At 66.4% G+C, this 18,664-nt stretch carries 22 protein-coding genes and 2 tRNA genes; 17 read left to right on the top strand and 7 right to left on the bottom strand.

Annotated features, from left to right (window positions below; all coding sequences use genetic code 11):
• Position 1 precedes the first annotated feature (1 nt).
• Complete coding sequence (locus tag ACFXHA_RS16100) at positions 2–1,279, bottom strand: glycosyltransferase 87 family protein (protein WP_379357279.1); 1,278 nt, start codon at positions 1,277–1,279, stop codon at positions 2–4.
• Between the two features lie 10 nt (positions 1,280–1,289).
• A complete protein-coding gene (locus tag ACFXHA_RS16095) occupies positions 1,290–2,681 on the bottom strand; it encodes a phosphatase PAP2 family protein (protein ID WP_379357277.1) in 1,392 nt (463 codons plus the stop codon).
• Positions 2,682–3,026: 345 nt separating this feature from the next.
• On the opposite strand from ACFXHA_RS16095, the gene ACFXHA_RS16090 reads away from it, so the two are divergent.
• From ACFXHA_RS16090 to ACFXHA_RS16075, 4 genes are all read left to right on the top strand, one after another.
• On the top strand, positions 3,027–4,814 hold the full coding sequence (locus ACFXHA_RS16090) for a ribonucleoside triphosphate reductase (protein ID WP_379357275.1): 1,788 nt from the start codon (positions 3,027–3,029) through the stop codon (positions 4,812–4,814).
• A complete protein-coding gene (locus tag ACFXHA_RS16085; protein WP_379357273.1) occupies positions 4,811–5,416 on the top strand; it encodes an anaerobic ribonucleoside-triphosphate reductase activating protein in 606 nt (201 codons plus the stop codon). Before ACFXHA_RS16090 ends, ACFXHA_RS16085 begins: the two co-directional genes overlap by 4 nt.
• 75 nt (positions 5,417–5,491) lie before the next feature.
• Positions 5,492–5,902, top strand: a complete 411-nt coding sequence (locus ACFXHA_RS16080) for a hypothetical protein (RefSeq protein WP_379357271.1) — start codon at positions 5,492–5,494, stop codon at positions 5,900–5,902.
• An 88-nt stretch (positions 5,903–5,990) separates the two neighbouring features.
• Positions 5,991–6,800: a glycosyltransferase family 2 protein gene (locus ACFXHA_RS16075; RefSeq protein ID WP_379358288.1), complete on the top strand. Its 810-nt coding sequence runs from the start codon at positions 5,991–5,993 to the stop codon at positions 6,798–6,800.
• A gap of 83 nt (positions 6,801–6,883) precedes the next feature.
• Here the strand turns inward: ACFXHA_RS16075 and ACFXHA_RS16070 are convergent.
• Positions 6,884–6,960 (bottom strand) — tRNA-Pro (locus tag ACFXHA_RS16070).
• A 19-nt stretch (positions 6,961–6,979) separates the two neighbouring features.
• A tRNA-Gly gene (locus tag ACFXHA_RS16065) sits at positions 6,980–7,050 on the bottom strand.
• Positions 7,051–7,442: 392 nt separating this feature from the next.
• Here ACFXHA_RS16065 and ACFXHA_RS16060 point away from each other — a divergent pair.
• Together ACFXHA_RS16060 and ACFXHA_RS16055 are read left to right on the top strand one after the other, a co-directional pair.
• Positions 7,443–8,456, top strand: coding sequence for a diguanylate cyclase domain-containing protein (locus ACFXHA_RS16060; protein WP_379357269.1), 1,014 nt, complete (start codon positions 7,443–7,445; stop codon positions 8,454–8,456).
• Positions 8,457–8,546: 90 nt separating this feature from the next.
• A complete protein-coding gene (locus tag ACFXHA_RS16055) occupies positions 8,547–9,368 on the top strand; it encodes a DUF1542 domain-containing protein (protein WP_379357267.1) in 822 nt (273 codons plus the stop codon).
• Here the strand turns inward: ACFXHA_RS16055 and ACFXHA_RS16050 are convergent.
• A complete protein-coding gene (locus tag ACFXHA_RS16050; protein ID WP_379357265.1) occupies positions 9,320–10,267 on the bottom strand; it encodes an alpha/beta fold hydrolase in 948 nt (315 codons plus the stop codon). The two genes, ACFXHA_RS16055 and ACFXHA_RS16050, sit on opposite strands and share 49 nt — an antisense overlap.
• Entirely contained in the window at positions 10,264–11,166 is a 903-nt protein-coding gene (locus ACFXHA_RS16045) for an alpha/beta fold hydrolase (protein WP_379357263.1), read from the bottom strand. The genes ACFXHA_RS16050 and ACFXHA_RS16045 overlap by 4 nt, the downstream gene beginning before the upstream one ends.
• A 115-nt stretch (positions 11,167–11,281) precedes the next feature.
• Between ACFXHA_RS16045 and ACFXHA_RS16040 the strand changes: the two genes are divergently transcribed.
• From ACFXHA_RS16040 to ACFXHA_RS16020, 5 genes are all read left to right on the top strand, one after another.
• A complete protein-coding gene (locus ACFXHA_RS16040; protein WP_379357261.1) occupies positions 11,282–11,875 on the top strand; it encodes a TetR/AcrR family transcriptional regulator in 594 nt (197 codons plus the stop codon).
• Positions 11,876–11,934: 59 nt separating this feature from the next.
• Positions 11,935–12,765 (top strand): hypothetical protein, encoded by an 831-nt coding sequence (locus ACFXHA_RS16035; RefSeq protein WP_379357259.1) that lies wholly within the window; start codon positions 11,935–11,937, stop codon positions 12,763–12,765.
• 196 nt (positions 12,766–12,961) lie between these two features.
• A complete protein-coding gene (locus ACFXHA_RS16030; RefSeq protein WP_379357257.1) occupies positions 12,962–13,300 on the top strand; it encodes an ArsR/SmtB family transcription factor in 339 nt (112 codons plus the stop codon).
• A gap of 3 nt (positions 13,301–13,303) precedes the next feature.
• Complete coding sequence (locus ACFXHA_RS16025; RefSeq protein WP_379357255.1) at positions 13,304–14,008, top strand: dihydrofolate reductase family protein; 705 nt, start codon at positions 13,304–13,306, stop codon at positions 14,006–14,008.
• 9 nt (positions 14,009–14,017) lie between these two features.
• Positions 14,018–14,479: an SRPBCC domain-containing protein gene (locus ACFXHA_RS16020; RefSeq protein WP_379357253.1), complete on the top strand. Its 462-nt coding sequence runs from the start codon at positions 14,018–14,020 to the stop codon at positions 14,477–14,479.
• Positions 14,480–14,618: 139 nt separating this feature from the next.
• Here ACFXHA_RS16020 and ACFXHA_RS16015 read toward each other — a convergent pair whose 3' ends face one another.
• Positions 14,619–15,161 carry a hypothetical protein gene (locus tag ACFXHA_RS16015; RefSeq protein WP_379357251.1) on the bottom strand — a complete coding sequence of 181 codons (543 nt, stop codon included), beginning with the start codon at positions 15,159–15,161 and terminating at the stop codon, positions 14,619–14,621.
• Positions 15,162–15,379: 218 nt separating this feature from the next.
• On the opposite strand from ACFXHA_RS16015, the gene ACFXHA_RS16010 reads away from it, so the two are divergent.
• The 6 genes from ACFXHA_RS16010 (at position 15,380) to ACFXHA_RS15985 (ending at position 18,657) form a co-directional block, all read left to right on the top strand.
• A complete protein-coding gene (locus ACFXHA_RS16010) occupies positions 15,380–15,739 on the top strand; it encodes a hypothetical protein (RefSeq protein ID WP_379357249.1) in 360 nt (119 codons plus the stop codon).
• Positions 15,687–16,217, top strand: a complete 531-nt coding sequence (locus ACFXHA_RS16005; RefSeq protein ID WP_379357247.1) for a DUF6879 family protein — start codon at positions 15,687–15,689, stop codon at positions 16,215–16,217. The genes ACFXHA_RS16010 and ACFXHA_RS16005 overlap by 53 nt, the downstream gene beginning before the upstream one ends.
• Complete coding sequence (locus tag ACFXHA_RS16000) at positions 16,214–17,074, top strand: helix-turn-helix domain-containing protein (protein WP_379357245.1); 861 nt, start codon at positions 16,214–16,216, stop codon at positions 17,072–17,074. Before ACFXHA_RS16005 ends, ACFXHA_RS16000 begins: the two co-directional genes overlap by 4 nt.
• A gap of 240 nt (positions 17,075–17,314) precedes the next feature.
• Positions 17,315–17,605: a hypothetical protein gene (locus tag ACFXHA_RS15995; RefSeq protein WP_379357243.1), complete on the top strand. Its 291-nt coding sequence runs from the start codon at positions 17,315–17,317 to the stop codon at positions 17,603–17,605.
• 129 nt (positions 17,606–17,734) lie between these two features.
• A complete protein-coding gene (locus tag ACFXHA_RS15990; RefSeq protein WP_379357241.1) occupies positions 17,735–18,232 on the top strand; it encodes a pyridoxamine 5'-phosphate oxidase family protein in 498 nt (165 codons plus the stop codon).
• A 17-nt stretch (positions 18,233–18,249) separates the two neighbouring features.
• Positions 18,250–18,657 (top strand): YciI family protein, encoded by a 408-nt coding sequence (locus tag ACFXHA_RS15985; RefSeq protein WP_379357239.1) that lies wholly within the window; start codon positions 18,250–18,252, stop codon positions 18,655–18,657.
• The last annotated feature ends 7 nt before the right edge of the window (positions 18,658–18,664 follow it).

Genomic DNA, 18,664 nt, shown 5'->3' with positions numbered 1-18,664 from the left:
GCTAGCGTGCGACGCCGGTTCTGGTGCGCGACCAGATCAGCCTACCCAGGCCGACCGACAACAGAGTGGCCGTCGCGATCACATAGATGTCACCCGGGATGTGTTGCCACCAAGCCCAATTCATCTCCCGATGCTTGCCGTTGGGCACCAGGCCGGGGCCGATCAGGAACAGCACGGTGACCACCGCGATGGTGGCGGAGGGCGCGAACCGGGGACTGGTGGAGGCCCAGGCGGCCGCCGTCACCAGTGCGGGCGCCACCCACACCCAGTGGTGGGTCCAGGAGACCGGCGAGATGAGCAGCAGCACCGCGGCATTCACGAGCAGCGCCGTGACCGACAGGATGGTCACCGGCGTCGGGCCCCCCGCATCCGCCTTCCACCGTTCGGCGGTGACGAGGTGATGCATCAGCGCCGCGCCCGCGCACGCGACGATCAGGGCGAGGCCGAGCCAGACCGCGGTGGTCGCCGAATGCGGCACCCCGACCCGGAACACCATGCCCTTGAGCGACTGATTGCCGACATAGTCGGGCGAGCCGATGCGATTGGTGTCGACGATGGCGTGCAGCCAGTAGTCACGGGATTCGCGGGGGAACAACACGAATCCCGCACCGATCACACCCACCGCGGTGGCCGCGGCCGTGCCGGCGGCCTTCCAGTCGCGGCGGATCAGGAAGTACAGGACGAACGCGGCAGGGGTCAGCTTGGTCACCGCCGCGATGCCGATGAGCACGCCGCGCGGCCAGCGAGGCTTCTCGGTGAGGCAGTCCAGGGCGACCGCGGCCATCAGCACCAGATTGATCTGCCCGAACCACAGCGTGGTGCGCACGGGTTCGATGGCCAGCGCCAGCACGACCGCCGTCAGGCTCAGCGTGATCCTGGTGCGCGCGTTCAGATCCGGCCGCACCCGCGCGAGCACCAGCCAGATCGTCACCCCGAGGCAGGTCAGTGAACTGGCCGTGACCAGGAATTCGGCCAGCCACAGCGGCATGACGGCGAGCGGAATCATGAGCACCGCGGCCGACGGGGGATAGGTGAACGGCAGGTCGGTGTGCCCGGCCACCGGGAGGGTCGCGCCGTAGAGCCTGCCGGTTTCCAGCCAGCCCTTGGTGTCGACGCGGTAGACCTGCAGGTCGAGGAAGCCGTGCAGGGACGCGAACAGCACCGTGATGGCCACCGACAGCAGCACGCCGATCAAGATCGGAATGATCGGTAGTCCGCCGCGGCCCTCGGTCCTCAGGTTGTCCAGCAAGCTTCGTTGCCCCGCCCGCGTAGTGATCATCAGGGAGAATTTAACCCTTTCGGCTTTCGCGCAAGATGTCCGGATTGCCTTGCGATATGGGCAAATTGGTGGCAAATCCGTCGATCGGGACTCGGCCGCCCCACTGCGCCAACCGGCTGCCCGGACGGGCGAACCAGGTCGCGTAGAAGAGGATCACGACCGCGGCCAGTGAACCCAGCACGAGAATTCCGGCGGGCACCGGATACTCGGCCATGGTCTCGGCTAGGAAGCGGTACGACAGCAACAATCCGGCGAGCACCGCCACGCCCAGCGAGACGATCCGGGCCCGGTTGTGATCCCAGCCGCGCTCCGGATCGCGCAGCGCGGACTCGACCGTCAGGCTCAGTACGGCACCCGCCACCAGATCGCTGCCGTAGTGGTAGCCGAAGCCCAGTGTCGCCAGCAGTGTGCACACCAGCCAGAACGTCCCGGCCCAGCGCAGCCACCGCGGTCCGGTGCGGGAGTGGATGAACAGGGCCGTGGCCCAGGCGGTGTGCATCGACGGCATGCAGTTGCGGGCGGTCTCGGAGTCGAACAGCATCGGCTGCGGGTCGCCGGTCAGGGCGGGCCAGACCTGCGGCCAGTCGCCGATCTCCAGTCCGTGCCCGAGCGGGCCGTAGGCGAAGACCGGGCCGACGACCGGGAACAGCACGTAGCCGAGCGGTCCGATCACGCCCAGCACCAGGAAGGTGCGCACCAGATGGTGTCGCGGCCAGCCGTCGACGGTGACCCGGCGCAGCTGCCAGAACGCGACCACGACCGCCGCCACCGGCAACTGGATGTACACCACGTGCAGCACCTGCGACGGCACCGAACCGAGCGCCTGCAGGGCATGCCCGACCAGCCACGAGGGTTCGCCCAGGGCGCGATCGGCGAGCTGGACGTACTGATCGAGCACGCGGGGCCCGGCGATGATGCTGACCAGCAGCCAGGTGTCGGCCAGTTTCGAGGCCATGATCAGCAGTACGCCGAAGGCGATGGCCTGCAATGCCGTCCGCCGGCGTTGTCCGTCCCAGCGCGCGACCGCCACGATCAGCCCGGTGAGGGCCAGCGTCGGTCCCGTGCCGATGGACACGTGCCACCCGCACGCCGCCTGCAGGCCCAGGGTTAGCAGGTCCAGCACGGCGGCGGCGCCGAGGCTCACGATCCGGGTCCGGGTGGGTACGCCGACGCAGGCGAGTCCGAGCCCGGCCCACGACACGGCCGCCGATTGCGGATTGGCCAGATAGTCGTCGAGCAGGCTGCGCAGCGGTCCGAGCGTGTCGTGTGCGGTGGCCCACACCTGCGCGGCGGTCAGCAGGACCAGCGCCAATGCGAGGGCCGCGACCGGGAGTACGCGCGCTCCGACCCCGCCGCTCGACAACGAGGAGCGCGAAGTGTTCATCTCGTGGTCAAGCAGCACTGTAAATCGATAACACAAGTTAAACGGAGGCACAACTTCCGGTTACTGTGCGGTCTGGTTTCGGAAGGTGTGGCCGGTCACACGAATGCTCCCGGGTGACGCCATCGCCGGCTCGCGACACCTGGTCGTTCACCCAGGACGAACCCGGGGCAGGCGAGCGACCGCCGAATCGGGTTTCGAGCACTGCATCACATCGTGGTGGGCCGGATATCGCGACGGATATCGAAGTCGTCGCCGTCGGCGCTGGTCCGACGACCGGGTAATGGTTGCCGAGGACTGTCCAGGGACAAATGTCCCACAAGATATGGTGTGCCAGAACAGTTTTCGGCACAATATGGTGTTGCTGTGAGCGCTGTTGATGCTGTCGATTCCGTGACCGAGTACCTCGAACGCCGTGACTGGCGGGTCAATGCCAATGCGAACCAGGGCTATTCGCTGGGCGGGCTGATCCTCAACGCGGCGGGCAAGATCACCGCGAACTATTGGCTGGACCGCGTGTACCCCGAAACCGTCGGGCGCGCGCATCGCGAGGGCGATATCCACATCCACGATCTGGACATGCTGTCGGGCTACTGCGCGGGCTGGTCGCTGCGCAGCCTGCTCACCGAGGGGTTCAACGGGGTGCCCGGACAGATCGCCTCGGCCGCGCCGCAACACTTCTCGGCCGCGTGCGGGCAGGTGGTCAACTTCCTGGGCACGTTGCAGAACGAATGGGCGGGGGCGCAGGCGTTCAGCTCGTTCGACACCTATCTGGCCCCCTTCGTGCGCAAGGACTGCCTGACCTATCGCGAAGTGCGCCAGGGCATGCAGGAGCTGATCCACAATCTGAACGTGCCCTCGCGCTGGGGCACCCAGACCCCGTTCACCAACCTCACCTTCGACTGGACCTGCCCGGCCGACCTGCGCGAGGAGACACCGGTGATCGGTGGTGCCGCCATGCCGTTCCGTTACGGCGAGCTGCAGGCCGAGATGGATCTCATCAACCGCGCCTACATCGAGGTCATGACCGAGGGCGATGCCGACGGCCGCGTCTTCACCTTCCCCATCCCGACCTACAACATCACTCGGGACTTCGACTGGGACAGCGACAATGCGCTCCGGTTGTTCGCCATGACCGCCAAGTACGGGCTGCCCTACTTCCAGAATTTCCTGAACTCCGATCGCGAACCGCACCACATCCGCTCGATGTGCTGTCGGCTGCAGCTGGATCTGACCGAGTTGCTCGCGCGCGGCAACGGCCTGTTCGGCAGCGCCGAGCAGACCGGGTCGGTGGGCGTGGTCACGATGAATTGCGCGCGGCTCGGATTCCGTTGCGCCGGAGACGAGAACGCGCTGTTCGCGGAGCTGGACGTGCTGCTGGAACTCGCCTGCGAGAGCCTCGAGATCAAACGTGAGACCGTGCAACGACTCATGGACGACGGGCTTTTCCCGTACACCAAGCGGTATCTGGGGACGCTGGACAATCACTTCTCGACCATCGGCGTGAACGGGATCAACGAGATGATCCGCAATTTCACCGGCGGCGCGGCCGACATCACCGACCCGGAAGGGCATGCGATGGCGGTGCGGCTGCTCGATCACGTGCGGGCCCGCATGGTCGAGTTCCAGCAGCGCACCGGGCATCTGTTCAATCTGGAGGCCACGCCCGCCGAGGGCGCGACCTACCGGTTCGCCAAGGAGGACCGGGTGCGCTACCTCGGGATTCGGCAGGCCGGGACGGAAACCAATCCCTACTACACGAATTCGTCGCAGCTGCCGGTCGGCTGGACCGACGACCCCTTCGAGGCGCTGGAACGTCAGGACGAGCTGCAGGTCAAATACACCGGCGGCACGGTGCTGCACCTGTACATGTCCGAGCGCATCACCACCGCCGAGGCGTGCCGCACGCTGGTCCGGCGTGCGCTGGAACGCTTTTCGCTGCCCTACCTGACGGTGACCCCGACGTTCTCGATCTGCCCCGGGCACGGCTATCTGGCCGGGGAACAACCGACCTGCCCGAGTTGCGGTGCCGAGTGCGAGGTGTGGACCCGGGTGATGGGCTATCACCGCCCGGTGTCCTCGTTCAATATCGGCAAGCGCGGTGAGCACGCCGAACGGGTGCCGTTCCTCGAATCCGCCGGGGTGCGGGCGTGATCCGCCTCGGCGGTTGGTCGCGCCTGTCGACCTGCGACTGGCCGGGCAAACTGGTCGCCACCCTCTTCACGCAGGGCTGCCCGTGGCGGTGCGGCTACTGCCACAATCGGGAATTGCTCTCGCCGCGAACGCCTCCCGTCGTGGACTGGAATGCCGTCCGGCTGCACCTGGTCCGGCGTCGCGGATTGCTCGACGGTGTGGTGTTCTCCGGTGGCGAGCCGCTGCTGCAAGCAGGCTTGGTCGAGGCGCTGCGGGAGGTGCGGGCCATGGGATTCGCGACCGGACTGCACACCGCCGGGGCCTACCCGCGCCGCCTGGAACAGTTGCTGTCGGCCGAGCTGCTCGATTGGGTCGGCTTCGATGTGAAGGCCCCGCCCGGCCGCTACGACGACATCACCGGCACTCCCGGCAGTATCCGCCCCGCCGCGCGCAGCCTGCGGGTGCTGCTGGATTCCGGTGTGCCGCATCAACTCCGGACCACCATCGATCCCGACCAGCTCGGCCCCCGCGACCTCGCCGACCTGGACCGCTGGCTGCACGACCTGGGTGGCGGGCCGACCGTGCGGCAACCGGTCCGGTGGCTTTCCACCGCCGGCGGTTAACGTTCCGCACGCCTGCTTACGATCTTGAACCGGCGGGGGCGCGTGGTCCTCCGCGTTGTTCGACAGGAAGCATTCATGCGCAAGCTCATCACCGCAGCCGTTCTCGCCGTCGCGTTCACGGGCGGCACCGCAGGCACCGCCGTGGCCCAGCCCGTGGTCACCATCCAGAAGCAGTCCCCGGCCTCGGAGGCGTCGCTCAAGGAGATCCTCGCCGACTACCACCACCACGTGGGTGAGTCGCTGACCATCTACGGCGAGATGTACAACGTCACCGACGACAGCCACGCCGCCTTCGTGACCGCGGGCCCGAACAGCGACAGCTACGTCCTCAACGGCACCTCCATCGAACTCGCCGGCCCCGGCGTCGGCACCCTCGCCGAGAACGACTACTTCACCGCCACGGTCACCATCACCGGCAACGAGGTCCTCAGCGACCCGGAGCTGCGCATCTCCACCGTGCAGATCACCGGCCACGACAACAGCTGACCCGCGAACCCCCGGCCCACATCGCATTCGGGCCGGGGGTTCGCCGTCTCCGGTGCACGTCGAGACTGGACTATGTTCGGTGACAACGATGCTGATCTCCGTTGTCACGCCTTGCTATCGCACCCCGGCCGAATTCCTCGACGACGCATACCGATCGCTGCGCGATCAGGTGCTTCCGGCGGGGTGGGCCTGGGAATGGGTGGTGCAAGCGGACGGCGACGAACCGCCGCCACTCTCACCGCAAGCCCTCGCCGACCCGCGCGTCCGACCCGCAACCGGTCCCCGGGGCGGGCCGGGCACGACCCGCAATGTCGCATTGGAGCGCTCCTCCGGTGAGCTGATCCGCAACCTCGACTCCGACGACATGCTCACCCCGCGCGCCCTCGCCGACAGCATCGACGTGCTCACCGCCGAACCCGAAATCGGCTGGACCACATGCCGAGCACTGGACTGGATGCCCGACGGATCATTGCGGCAATTCGCTACCGACCCACCGGCAGGTCTGCTCCGCCGCGGGGCCGTCCACTCCTGGTGGCTGGATCACGGATATCTGCTCAACGTGCACCCCGCGACCATCTGCATCCGTCGTGAACTGCTCATCGCGGTGGGCGGCTGGATGGCGCTGCCCACCTCCGAGGACACCGGCATGCTGCTCGCCGTCTCGACACTGTGCGACGGCTGGTTTCTCGCCGAGGTCGGCCTGTACTACCGCAAGCATCCCGGCCAACTCACCGAGGGCGCGCAGTACGCCGCCGACCGGACGGCGCGTGCCGAACTGCTCCGAGATCGCGTGCGAGCCCTCGAATCGGACATACTGCCGATGAGATCGACTGGGAAACAGCCTCATTCGCGGACACCGGAGGGTTCGGGGCCGCACCCGCCCACTCTGGGTGGGTGACATGGAACACACCGGGCGAACAGCCGAGCTGTTGTCGAACCTGGCCCGCGGTGTGATCAGAAATCGCTGGTAGAGAAGGAATCTGGTCGGGGTGACAGGATTTGAACCTGCGACCCTCCGCTCCCAAAGCGGATGCGCTACCAAGCTGCGCTACACCCCGTGACCCCGCGAGGGGGAAGAGCGGGTGACGGGAATCGAACCCGCACCATCAGCTTGGAAGGCTGAGGTTCTACCATTGAACTACACCCGCAGTCACCGCATCCGTGGATGCCGTGTGCGTTGAGCACTGTACCGAACCTCACTCCCGGAATGCCAATCAGGTCCTGTTGTCGCATGTCAGGGCCGGTCGGACCCGATGTTCGGCGCGTCGCGGAAAACATGCCGGAAACCGGTGTAACACCGCCGTGATGGTAGCGATGAGCCATCGATCGCCATTCGCGAGACAGCGGGAACCCGTTCTGAATCAGGGCTTTTCGATGTCGGGTGGCTTGCTAGGATCCTTTTTGTCCGGACGGGGGTATCGGAAAGGGGGCGGTGAGCATGCACCACTGGTGTGGCCGACCGCGTAGTAGTGAGTTCGATCCGAAGGGCGTGACCGGCGCGGCCGCTGGTCCTGGCTTCAAGTTCGCCGGGTGAACGCAGATGTCCATCCGTCTCGACACGCGAACCTCCGCCATTGTGGCGGTGACCATCCGGGAATGGGTGCGGGCCGTGCACCCCGGCGCGAACAGCGTCGCACTGGGGCAGACGCCCGGCGTTCCCGCCGACGACCTCGAGCGCATCTTCGGCAGCCTCATCGGTGAGCTGCTGGAATTGGCCGGGTCCGAACCGTTTCCGGTGAAGGAGGCCCGCCGCATCGGTCGCAGCCTGGCCGAATCACCGTTCGACCGCACCCGCATGCTCGCGCCCGCCAGCCGCGCGCTGCTGGGTCTCTCACCGGGACTGCGGGGTTCGCTGATCGCCACCCGCTGGTCGTTCATCGCCAGCCAGGCCATCGACGCCTACGCGGAGGCGCTGCAGCAGCGGGCCCTCGCCCAGCAGGAACGCAGCCTGTCGGAGGCGGTGTCGGTGCGGGTGCAGGAGATCGCGGCACTGCAGACACGGCTGCGGCACGAGGCCACCCATGACGTGCTGACCGATCTGGCCAATCGCTCGCTGCTGCAGGAGCGGGTGCGGGTGATGTCGACCGACCCGGCGCGCGGTGTGGGCCTGCTGCTCATCGATCTCGACGACTTCAAGCAGATCAACGACGGCTACGGGCACACGGTCGGCGACGAGGTGCTGGTCACCATCGCCCAGCGGCTGCGCGCGGCCTGCCCGGCCGAGGCCGTGATCGCGCGCTACGGCGGTGACGAGTTCGTGGTCGCGGTGCCGGCCCGGCGCAATACGCTGGCCGAGCTCGCGATGCGGGTGCTGTCGGCACTGTGTGAGCCGGTGCCGACCGCCGCCGGGCACGTTCCGGCGTCGGCGAGTGTGGGTACCGCGTTCTGTTCACCCGGCCGCGAATGCGATTTCTCGGATCTGCTGCGCAGCGCCGACCGCGCCATGTATTCGGCTAAAACCGCTGGTAAGCGCCAGTTTGCGGTGGCGGAGCCGGACGAAGAGGAGGTTGATCCAGCGCGCCGCACCGAGCGTTTCGCGGCCGTCGCCGGATAGGTGTGCGAGTGAGGCCGCAGCGTCGCGGTCTTCATTCAGCTCACAGCGAGTAGCAACTGTTCGGCGAATATTGCTGCGTAGGCTGGGCGCATGGGTACGGTCGTCGTTCTGGTTCTCGTCGCGCTGGTTGTGCTGCTCGGTGTAGTGGTGGTCAACCGCGCTCAACGCTCCCGCTCGGACCTTGCGCTCGCGGACGCGAAAGCGGACGCGCGCCGGGTGATCGAGCGGCTCGGCGGGCAGGTCTACAACCTCGGCGGCACCGATGCCGCCTCCAAGCAGGCGCTGGTCGATGCCGGTGAGCGGTTCAATGCCGCGGGCTCGCAGATCGAGCAGGCCACGACCCCGGCGCAGGCCCGGCTGGCCAAGGAGACCGCGCTCGAGGGCCTCTACTACGTGCGGGCCGCCCGGGCGGCCATGGGGATGGATCCGGGCCCGGCCGTTCCCGAACTGGACGGTCAGCGCAGCGCGGGCAGCGTGACCGAGGAGCGGGCGATCGACTTCGACGGTCGTCGTGTCGAAGCCTCGCCCAACCCGTCGGCGGCCACCCCGAACTACTACCCGGGCGGGCGGGTCGCGGGGCGACCGGTTCCGGCCGGTTGGTATTCCGAGCCGTGGTGGAAGACCGCCCTGGTCGCCGGAGCCTGGGGCGTCGGCTCCGCCATCCTGTTCAACTCGCTCTTCAGCGGGATGTCCGGGGTCGGCTACGACTCCGCCGCCTTCGAAAACGGTTACGGCGACGGCTATCAGGCGGGGTTCGACGCCGCCGGGGACGGCGGCTACGACCAGGGCGGAATCGACCAAGGCGGCTACGACCAGGGCGGCATGGACCCCGGTGCCGATCTGGGCGGCTCGGACTTCGGTGACTACGGAGACTTCGGCGGATTCGACGGATTCGACGGCGGCGACTTCTGACCGAAGAACTCCATCGCTGATTCGGCGACCCGCTCCGGCTGCTCGGTGGCGGGGAAATGACCGGCATCCTCGAACACCTCGAACCGGATATCCGTTGCGAGAGAACCGAAGTCGCAGGCCGCGGTGACCGGGAGGAGCGGATCTCGGCTGCCGACCAGGACCATGGTCGGCACCCGCAGCCGTGACCAGCGGTACCGGCCCGCCAGTAGCGACGGAATCTCCCGGGCGATCAGATTGCGGTAGTAGCTCACGGTCGCCTCGACCCGGGCCGGTTCCTCGAACTGGTCGAGGAAAAGGGCGCGGTCCGCGGCGGTCATCGCCTCGGTGCGGTGAGTCCAATGATCCAGCGCCCACGCCGGAATGGCGTGGGCGGCGAGTCTCGGACCGGTGGCATTCGCTGCGATATGCCAGAGCCGGAGACTGTCGGCCAGCACGCGCGGGCTCGGGCGCAGGAACGGGCTCACCGTGTTGATGGCGATGTAGTGCCGCATGCGCTCCGGAAAGCGCAGCGCCAGCAGGTAACCCACCAACCCGCCCCAATCGTGGCCGATCGCGTGGAAGCGGTCGACGCCGAGTTGATCGAGCAGGCCCGTGATGTCGTCGGCCATGACGTCGGGCCGGTAACCGGTCGGTGGGGCGTCGGTCCAGCCGAGCCCGCGCAGATCCGGGCAGATCACCCGGAAGCGTTGCGCCAGTGGGCCGATCAGGTGCCGCCACTGCCACCAGTGCTGCGGCCAGCCGTGCAGCAGGAGTAACGGTTCGCCGCTGCCCGCCAGTGCCACGTGCGTGCGCAACCCGCCGACGTCGAGGAAACGGTGCTCGACGCCGGCGAGGTGGGGCAGATCGCGCGCTGTCATCGCCTGCTCGCGCGCGATCGCCCCGTGCTCGAGCACGGTCATTGCCGGCTCTCGGCGCGGGTCTCGCTGAGGAATCCGGAAATCGCGGCGGTCAGTTGGGCGGGCTGATCCTCCGCGGAGAAGGTGCGTGAATCGTGGATCCAGGTGATCCGCGCGTTCGGGAAATCGGCGGCCAGGCGTTCGGCGTAGCGGTCCGGGAAGAAGCGGTCCCCGGCCGACCAGGCCAGCAGTACCGGATGCTTGAAATCGGCGAAAGTCTTTGCGGCGGTGAGTAGATGGTGGCTGTCGAGCCCGGTGATGACCCGGCGGACGTCGGAGCGGATGGCGGGGACGGTGACCGGCAGGGCGTAGGAGTCGCCGACCTTGGGGTCGAGCGGGCCGTGCATCAGCCAGCCGAAGGCGATGGGCAGGCGGCGCAGGGCCCGGATGCGCAGGGACTGGGCCATGGCGGCGAGGGCTCCCGGGGTGCGGGCGGCTGTCCCGAGGTAGTTGAAGAACGGGGGTGGGAAGTTCTCGTACGCGTCGCAGGAGGTCAGCACCAGGCGGGCGACGAGATCCGGGCGGGTGGCGACAACCAGCTGGCTCACCGCGCCACCGGAGTCGTTGCCCACCAACGTGACCGGGCCGAGGTCGAGGGCTTCGATGGCCGTGATGACCAGCTTGGCCAGCCCGGGCGGGTCCAGTTCGGCGTCGGGCATGGCGGTGGTGTGTGAGCCGAGGGGCATATCGATTGCCACACAACGATATTCACGCGACAGCGCGGGAATGATCTTGCGCCACAGGTTGGCGTTGACCAGAACTCCGTGCACGAAAACGATGGGATCGCCACTGCCGCTGTCGAATACGGTCAGGTGGCCTTGCGGCAGTGCGAGCTCGCGCCGGGTGCCGAGGGCGGGATCGCGCCAGGCCTTGGGGGATTCGGGGCTGATGGTGTTCGTCATCTGGATGACTCCCTCTGGAGCTGTGACGGTGAAGAGGATTTCAAAGTAACAAACAGGCTGCCTGTTTTCAATAGGTTCACGATACGATCCACCCACCGGGCCCAGAAAGGTGCTGATGATCAGGCAAGCCGAACGATCCGAGTCGACCCGCGCGACCTTGATCGCCGCCGCGCGCGAACTCTTCGCCGAACGCGGATACGCCGCGGTCGGCACCCCCGAGATCGTGGAACGCGCGGGCAGCTCCCGCGGCGCGCTGTACCACCAGTTCAAGGACAAGAAGGACCTGTTCAGGGCCGTCTACGAGCAGGTGCAGCAGGAGATCCTGCAGCAGGTCGGTGAAACCATGGCGGCCGCCCCGCCCGCCGACGCCCTGGCCGCGCTGGAGGCGGGCCTGCACAACTTCCTGCTCTCTTGCGTGGACCCCGAGCGTGTTCGGATCGCCCTCATCGACGCGCCGTCGGTCCTCGGCTGGCAGGAGTGGCGCGAGGTCGACGAGAAGTACGGCCTGGGGCTCGTCGTGGCGGGTCTGCAAGCGGGAATCCAGACGGGGGTCCTGCGCGCCGACCTCGACATCCGCCCGCTGTCGCTGATCATCCTCGCCGCCCTCGGCGAGGCCGCCATGTTCATCGCGAACGCCGAGGATCCCGAAACCGCCCGCGCCCAAACCGAACCCACGGTTCTCGCATTGATCAACGGTCTACGCATCTGAACACGCGAAGTGCGCCGACACGGCCCGCGATTCAACCGTGTAGCCGCACAATCGATCGAGTGACGAACCTGGTGCTCACCCCGCAACGTCGGACCGAACTGGCCGCCCTGCTCGGCGACGAAGTACGCCTGCGCGCCGAATTCCCGCGCGTGGCAGAGTATTTCGACACCGCCTCCCGCCTACCCGGCACCGGCGACGAGCGCGCCGACGCGGCCTTCGACCTGCGGTTGGTGCACTATCTGACCGGCGGATCGTCGGACAACCCCTACTGGGACATCGTCGCGCCATCCGTCTCCGAGGTCGCCGGACGCCGAGTCGTCGACGGCGGCCGAGTCAACGGCAGTCCGAGACTCGCTTTCGCCCAAACGATCCTGCAGTCCGCCTACGCCTACGCGATCCCCGCCCCCGCCACGATCGAGTGGCTGGCCGAAGTCTGCGCCGGACGTCCCGTGACGGAACTCGGTGCCGGTCGCGGCTATTGGGCCGCCCAGCTGTCCCGGGCCGGTGTGCCCGTGCATGCCGCCGACTCCCAACCCCCCGGCCTCACCGAAAACCCGTCATTCCCTGCATCTTCGGGCCTACGCGACCAGTGGCACCCGGTCACCGCCGACACCACCGAGGCCGCCCGCACCGCAGGCCGCAACGCTCACATACTGCTCTTGTGCTGGCCCCCGGGCTGGGGCGACCACATGGCTTCGGCAACCCTGGCCGAATACGCCTCCGCAGGCGGCGATCGCCTCATCTACATCGGTGAACCACCCGGCGGCAAGACCGCCGACGACGCCTTCTTTGCCCACCTCGCCGCATCCTGGCACCCGAATCCCCCAGACCCCCACTACGTCTCGTGGTGGAACCTCACCGACACCGCCCAATCCTGGACCCGCTCTTGAAGGTTGCCGCCCCGAGGGCAGGCGGGTCGGGGTCCGCCTTGACCGCCCTCGGTGCGACAACCGGGCGAGACGCGAGGAAGCGCGCGCATCACCGATTCAAGATCGCAACTCGCCGCCCCGAGCGTTAACGAACCTTCCCGCTTCGGCGGCCTCGAATCTGTTGACGGATCCCGGCACCGCCATGATACTTAGGTTTGTGCCTAAGTATCATGGCGAACTGGACGCGGTGCTCCGCGCTCTCGCGGATCCGACGCGCCGAGCCATCGTCGAGCGGCTGGTGAAGTCACCGGCCGTCGTTTCCGAGTTGGCGGCACCCTTCTCGATGGCGTTGCCGTCACTGATGCAGCATCTGCGCGTCCTCGAGAACGCCGGGCTGGTGACCTCACACAAGCTCGGACGCGTTCGCACTGTGAGCCTGCGACCGGGCGCGCTCGATGTCCTGCACCTGTGGCTCGACGAAATACGAACCCCCGCAGAACAGCAAGCCGACCGGCTCGGAATCCACCTGACTCGCACCGCTTCGAAGGAGACCTGAAATATGACTCGCGTTCGCATCAACCTGTTCGTCTCGCTGGACGGCTTCACCTCGGCGACCGACAATTCCCCCGACAATCCGATGGGCGAGGACTGGGGGCGCCTCGCGGCGGGCCACATCGCGACCCGCACGTTCCGCGAGCACGTGTTCGGCGACACCAGCGGCGCCGGCACGACCGGCGTCGACGACCGCCACACCGCCGCGTTCTTCGAGGGAGTCGGAGCCGAGATCATGGGCGCGGGAATGTTCGGGCTGCACGCGTTTCCCGGCGACCCGGAATGGAAGGGCTGGTGGGGTAATCGGCCCCCGTTCGGCACGCCGGTCTACGTCCTCACCAACACACTGCGACGCCAAGATTGGTCGAAACCGGCCCCTCCGGGTGGATACCCGCACCAGGTGGTCGCGCGGCCGTCGATCCCGATGGAGGGCGGCACGACATTCCACTTCCGCAGCGGCGCAATCGAAGACGTCCTCGCCGAGGCGACCGCTGCCGCGGGCGGACTGGATGTGCGCATCGGTGGTGGCGTCGGCACCGCGCGCGCCTTCCTGCGCGCCGGCCTGGTCGACGACTTGCACCTCATGGTCGCGCCGATCATCCTCGGCCGCGGAACCGGACTGTGGGACGACCTCGGCGGTCTCGACCTCACCCACAAGGTGACGTCAGAAGTAGGCGAGAGCGGCACGATTCACGTCACCTTCACCCGTTAGGACGGGCCCATGACCATCGAACGCCGATTCGCCCGTGCCGAATTCAGCCTGACCCGCAGCTATCCGGTTGCCGTCGAGCGCGTCTGGGGCGCGTTCGCCGAAGAGCAACAGAAGCTGGCCTGGTGGGGCGGCGAGGACAGCATCGAACCCGGCGAGTGGACCTTCGACTTCCGTATCGGCGGCCGCGACATCGCCGAACACAAGTTCCACAACGGTCCGGTGTCGCGGTACGAGGCCACCTACACCGACATCGTCGAGCACAACCGCATCGTCACGACCTACGACATGTGGATCGACGGGGCCCACATGTCAACATCGGTGGCCTCCCTGGAATTCGAACCCAGCCCGGAGGGCACCCAATTCACCCACACCGAGCACGGCGTCTTCTTCGACCAATTCTGGGCAGACGGGCACAACCGCGAACAAGGCACCCGAGGACTGCTCGACGCTTTAGCCAGCTACCTTCAATGACGACTTGGTGAGCCTCCGTTCCGCCCGAGCCCGCACCGCTTAGGGCTGGCCCGTCAGCGACAAGATCAGGGAGTTGTCAGCGAGGCGAAGCGGACAAAATTCCGCAGTGAGTACTCCCTGATCTTCGGCATGCTTGCGGTTATGTTCCGCGGCCCGTGCGGCTTTCGGGTACATGGTCCGGCAGTGGCGGCGGTACGCGGCGGGAGTATGTCGATTCCGGGTGCACGGTCACCACGTCCAGGCGCTGCACCAGCGAGCAGGGTGCTTGGCCGTCCTCGAAATGGCTGAGTGATGGCACGAACACAGCCTCGGCGTCCAGGCGGGTCGCTTGGGCTTTCAACCGCGCGAACGGTGGCCGACCGCTAACGGGGTCGTAGAGCACGATTTCGGCCAGATCGTAGCCGTATCGTGCTGCGAGCCTTCGGATCTCGGACTCGTCCCACTGTTGACTCACGCCGGAGACATCGGTGCGCAGGTATCCGAGCGCGGTGGGTGTGTACCGCATGACCGCCCTTTGATCGTCGTGGCCGTCGATGGCCGTGGAGTCGTTGAGTTGCAGGAAGAAACCGCCATAGTCCTCGGCGGAGTCCTGGCTGTTGCTCTGGAGTTCCAGTACGCCGCCGGGGAACTCGAACAGTCGTGTGCGTGGAGTGGCCTGCGCATCGTCTGGTTCGTCGGTCACCGTCGCCCCTGCCGTCGCTGGTGAAGCAGCTCAGAAGAAGGAGTTCCACCGCCCTGAGCACCTGACGTTGACGCTAGAAAAGTTGTGAGTCACCAGGCTATGAACTTGGCGAAACTTGCCCAGACTAGGCCGTTCTGAAGCGGAATTTGGCCACGGGCGGGACGATTGAAGAGCGCCGCAGACCGGCGCGGAACGCCAGACATGTAGGAGGCGAAGGCATGTGCCTTACATTCCTCGGCAAGGGCGGCTCACAGGTGAACGACTGCCCGAGTCTGTACGTGACCGAATCGAGCTATCTCGTGCAGGGATGGAGTACCGGCCGGCCCGATACGGTAGAGATACCGCATCTGCTTCTCGGATTCCTCGAGCCCGAATCGTTCCTGGGCTCCCCGTTGATGGACACAGGTAGGGGTACCTTCACGGTTATCGGGCGGCCGATCACGGATGCCGACACCCTCGGTCAGCTCGACCTGGCCGACGATGAGGCAGCCATCGAAGTGCCCAAGTTGGAGAGGACCTTCTACGGTGCTGCTGCGGCAAGGCGACTGGTCGGACCTGTTCCGGCAATGTCGAAGTGAGGCATTCCATCTCGAGGTCAGAGACGACTACGCGGTGCCGGTGGAGTCCGAACCATTCCGCCGCTTCCTCGCGAACGAACCTGACGATTACGCGTGGTTCGAAGATTGGGATGCTTTGGTACGGGCGACTACCGGTCGGGGCGTAGCGATCAGCCGGGTCCGCGTTGTCACCGTGCCGCACACCGACTACCAGCGCTGGAGCTTCGTAGTTGCAGCACGCAATGTCGCGGCAGGCGAAGATATTCGATACCTGCCACGCCATCTCGCGGGCGAGGTGCCAACCGACGATTGGTGGCTCATGGACAATGAGACAGTGGCCTTCAACCTGGTCGATAGCCGGATGAAGTCGGCCGGTGTCGCGATAACCACCGATCCCGGAGTGATCGAGTATTGCCAGGGCGTCAAGCAGCGGCTCTGGAAACTCGCGACCCCCTACTCCGATTACGTGGCCGCTGCCGGCTCGCAGATGGTGAAGTGACCGGGAGCCTCCAGGAAGCGAGAGAAGCGCTCGGACAACGGCTTCGAGAGTTACGCCGTGCCGTGGGCATGTCCGGGCGCGTCCTCGCGGAGCGAGCAGGCTGGCATGAATCGAAGGTCAGCAAGATCGAGCGCGGCACCCGCCCTCCATCGGAAGCCGACATCCGAACGTACTGCGAGCTTCTCGATGCTCCCGAACAGCTGCCGGACCTGCTCGCGACGGTCCGAAACATCGACAGCGCTTATGTGGAATGGCGACGCGTCCTCAGCGCGGGCACCCGGCGCGGGCAGCACGCGCTGACCAAGCTCTCCGAGCGAACGAAGGTCATGCGGGTCTATCAGCCATACGTCGTGCCGGGTCTGTTGCAAACCGCCGACTACGCGAGAGCGATCCTGCGGCAGGCAATCGACTTCTACCGCATACCCGACGACCTCGAAGACGGGGTCGCGAAACGGCTGGAGCGACAGCGCATCTTGTACAGCGGAGACCGGCGATTCCACATTCTCATGGGCGAGCAGGCTCTACGGACCGGCGTAGCCGATGAGGGCGTGATGGCCGGGCAACTGGACCGGCTCATGGCCGTCATCGGATTACCGAGGGTGACCTTCGGAATCGTGCCGGAAGAAGCCTACTGCCCGGCACCCGCGACGAATTTCGTGATGTACGACCGCAGGATGGTGATAGTCGAAGGCGTCACCGCTGAACTCAAGGTCACCCAGCCGAGGGAAATCGCCATCTACGGCCGCGCGTTCGACTTGTTGGCAGGTCAAGCGGTCATGGGCGAAGCGGCACGGCTGTTGATCCATGCGGCCGTGAAAATACAGAGCGAGCGGCACAACGATCGGCCCGAGCCCTAGCTTGAACGCTGGGATCAAAGCGGCGGCACCGAGTTGCTCGAAAACCTGTATCTGCCCGGTTCGACATGTGGTAGCGGGCCGTTACGATGTGGCGGTGATCGGGAGGGATGGGGAATGAGGGTTACCGCAGGGATATTCGGGCTTCTGGTGGCTGTTGCCGGGGCTGTGATGATGTGTCTCGGGTATATGGCTCAGCATGATTTGCGGGATACCGCCGCGCGTACGCCGAGGGATCTGGGGATGACCTGCCAGGCGAACCAGGACAATCCACGGCTGCAGGACTGCAATTGGGGTTGGTGGGATGGGAAGTACAACACTCGTGGCGAGGACATGCTGCCTGCTCAGGAGCGGACCAGTGAACTTGTCAGCGATGTTGTGCTGATCGGTGCTGCGCTGTTCGTCGGTGGGTTGGTGCTGACCGGTGGTGCGCTGGCGGGCTCGGGCCGGGCGCGACCCGTGGCGTACGCGATGCCACCGCAGCCGCAGATGCAGATGCATCAACCCGCGGCGCAGTGGCCCGGAGCGTCCTGACGTCGTCTTTCGCTCGCTTGCTCGGGGATTTTCGAAAAATCTGAGCCGGGATGTCGAGAATGGTCGGGTGGCTCCGTCCTAGGGGTACGAGGAGCCGAAACGGCCTCGATACCGACGAAGGAGCGAACGATGAACGCGAACGAGATCGCCGAGATTCTGGATCGTCCGATCAGCCAGGAGTTGCTGGGGCGGGATCTGTTGCGGATGGCGTATGTGGCCAAGGATGGGACGCCTCGCAATATCCCGATCGCCTTCACCTGGAACGGGTCTCAGATTGTTGTCTGCACCACGAAGAATGCGCCGAAGCTGCATTCGTTGCGGCAGAATCCGCAGGTCGCGTTGACGATTGATACCGAGGTGCATCCGCCGAAGATTCTGCTTATCCGGGGGTCGGTGGAGTTGGATGTGGTGGAGGGGATTCCGGAGGAGTTCCTGCAGATCAACGGCAGTTACGAGATGAGTGCCGAGCAGCGGGTCGAATGGGAGGCCGAGGTGCGGTCGCTGTACGACGGGATGGTTCGGGTTGTCATCACTCCGACCTGGGTGAAACTCATCGACTTCGACACCACCCTGCCCAGCGCGGTCGAGGAGCTGGTGCGGCAGCGGGCCGAGCGTCAGAACGCCTGAGACCGGAGGAGGTCATCATGCCGAAATATCTGCTGCTCAAGCATTACCGGGGCGCGCCGGCGCCCGCCAACGACGTGCCGATGGATCAGTGGACGCCGGCGGAGTTGACGGCTCACGTGCAGTACATGGAGGATTTCGCCGCGCGGCTCGAGGCCACCGGCGAGTTCGTCGACAGCCAGGCGCTGTCGCCGCAGGGCACCTTCGTACGCTCCGACGGCGACGGTCGCCCGCCCGTCACCGACGGGCCTTTCGCGGAGACCAAAGACCTGATCGCCGGATGGATGATCATCGACGTCGAAACCTATGAGCGCGCACTCGAATTGGCCGCCGAGCTGTCAGCGGCGCCTGGAGCGGGCGGCAAACCGATCCAGGAGTGGCTCGAGATACGACCGTTCTTCACCGGGCTGCCCACGGTCACCGAGTGAGCCTCGC

Source organism: Nocardia sp. NPDC059240, from assembly GCF_042753865.1.
GTDB lineage: Bacteria > Actinomycetota > Actinomycetes > Mycobacteriales > Mycobacteriaceae > Nocardia.
The sequence above is the reverse complement of the archived record's forward strand: the minus strand, read 5'-3'. Positions and strand labels throughout refer to the sequence as shown.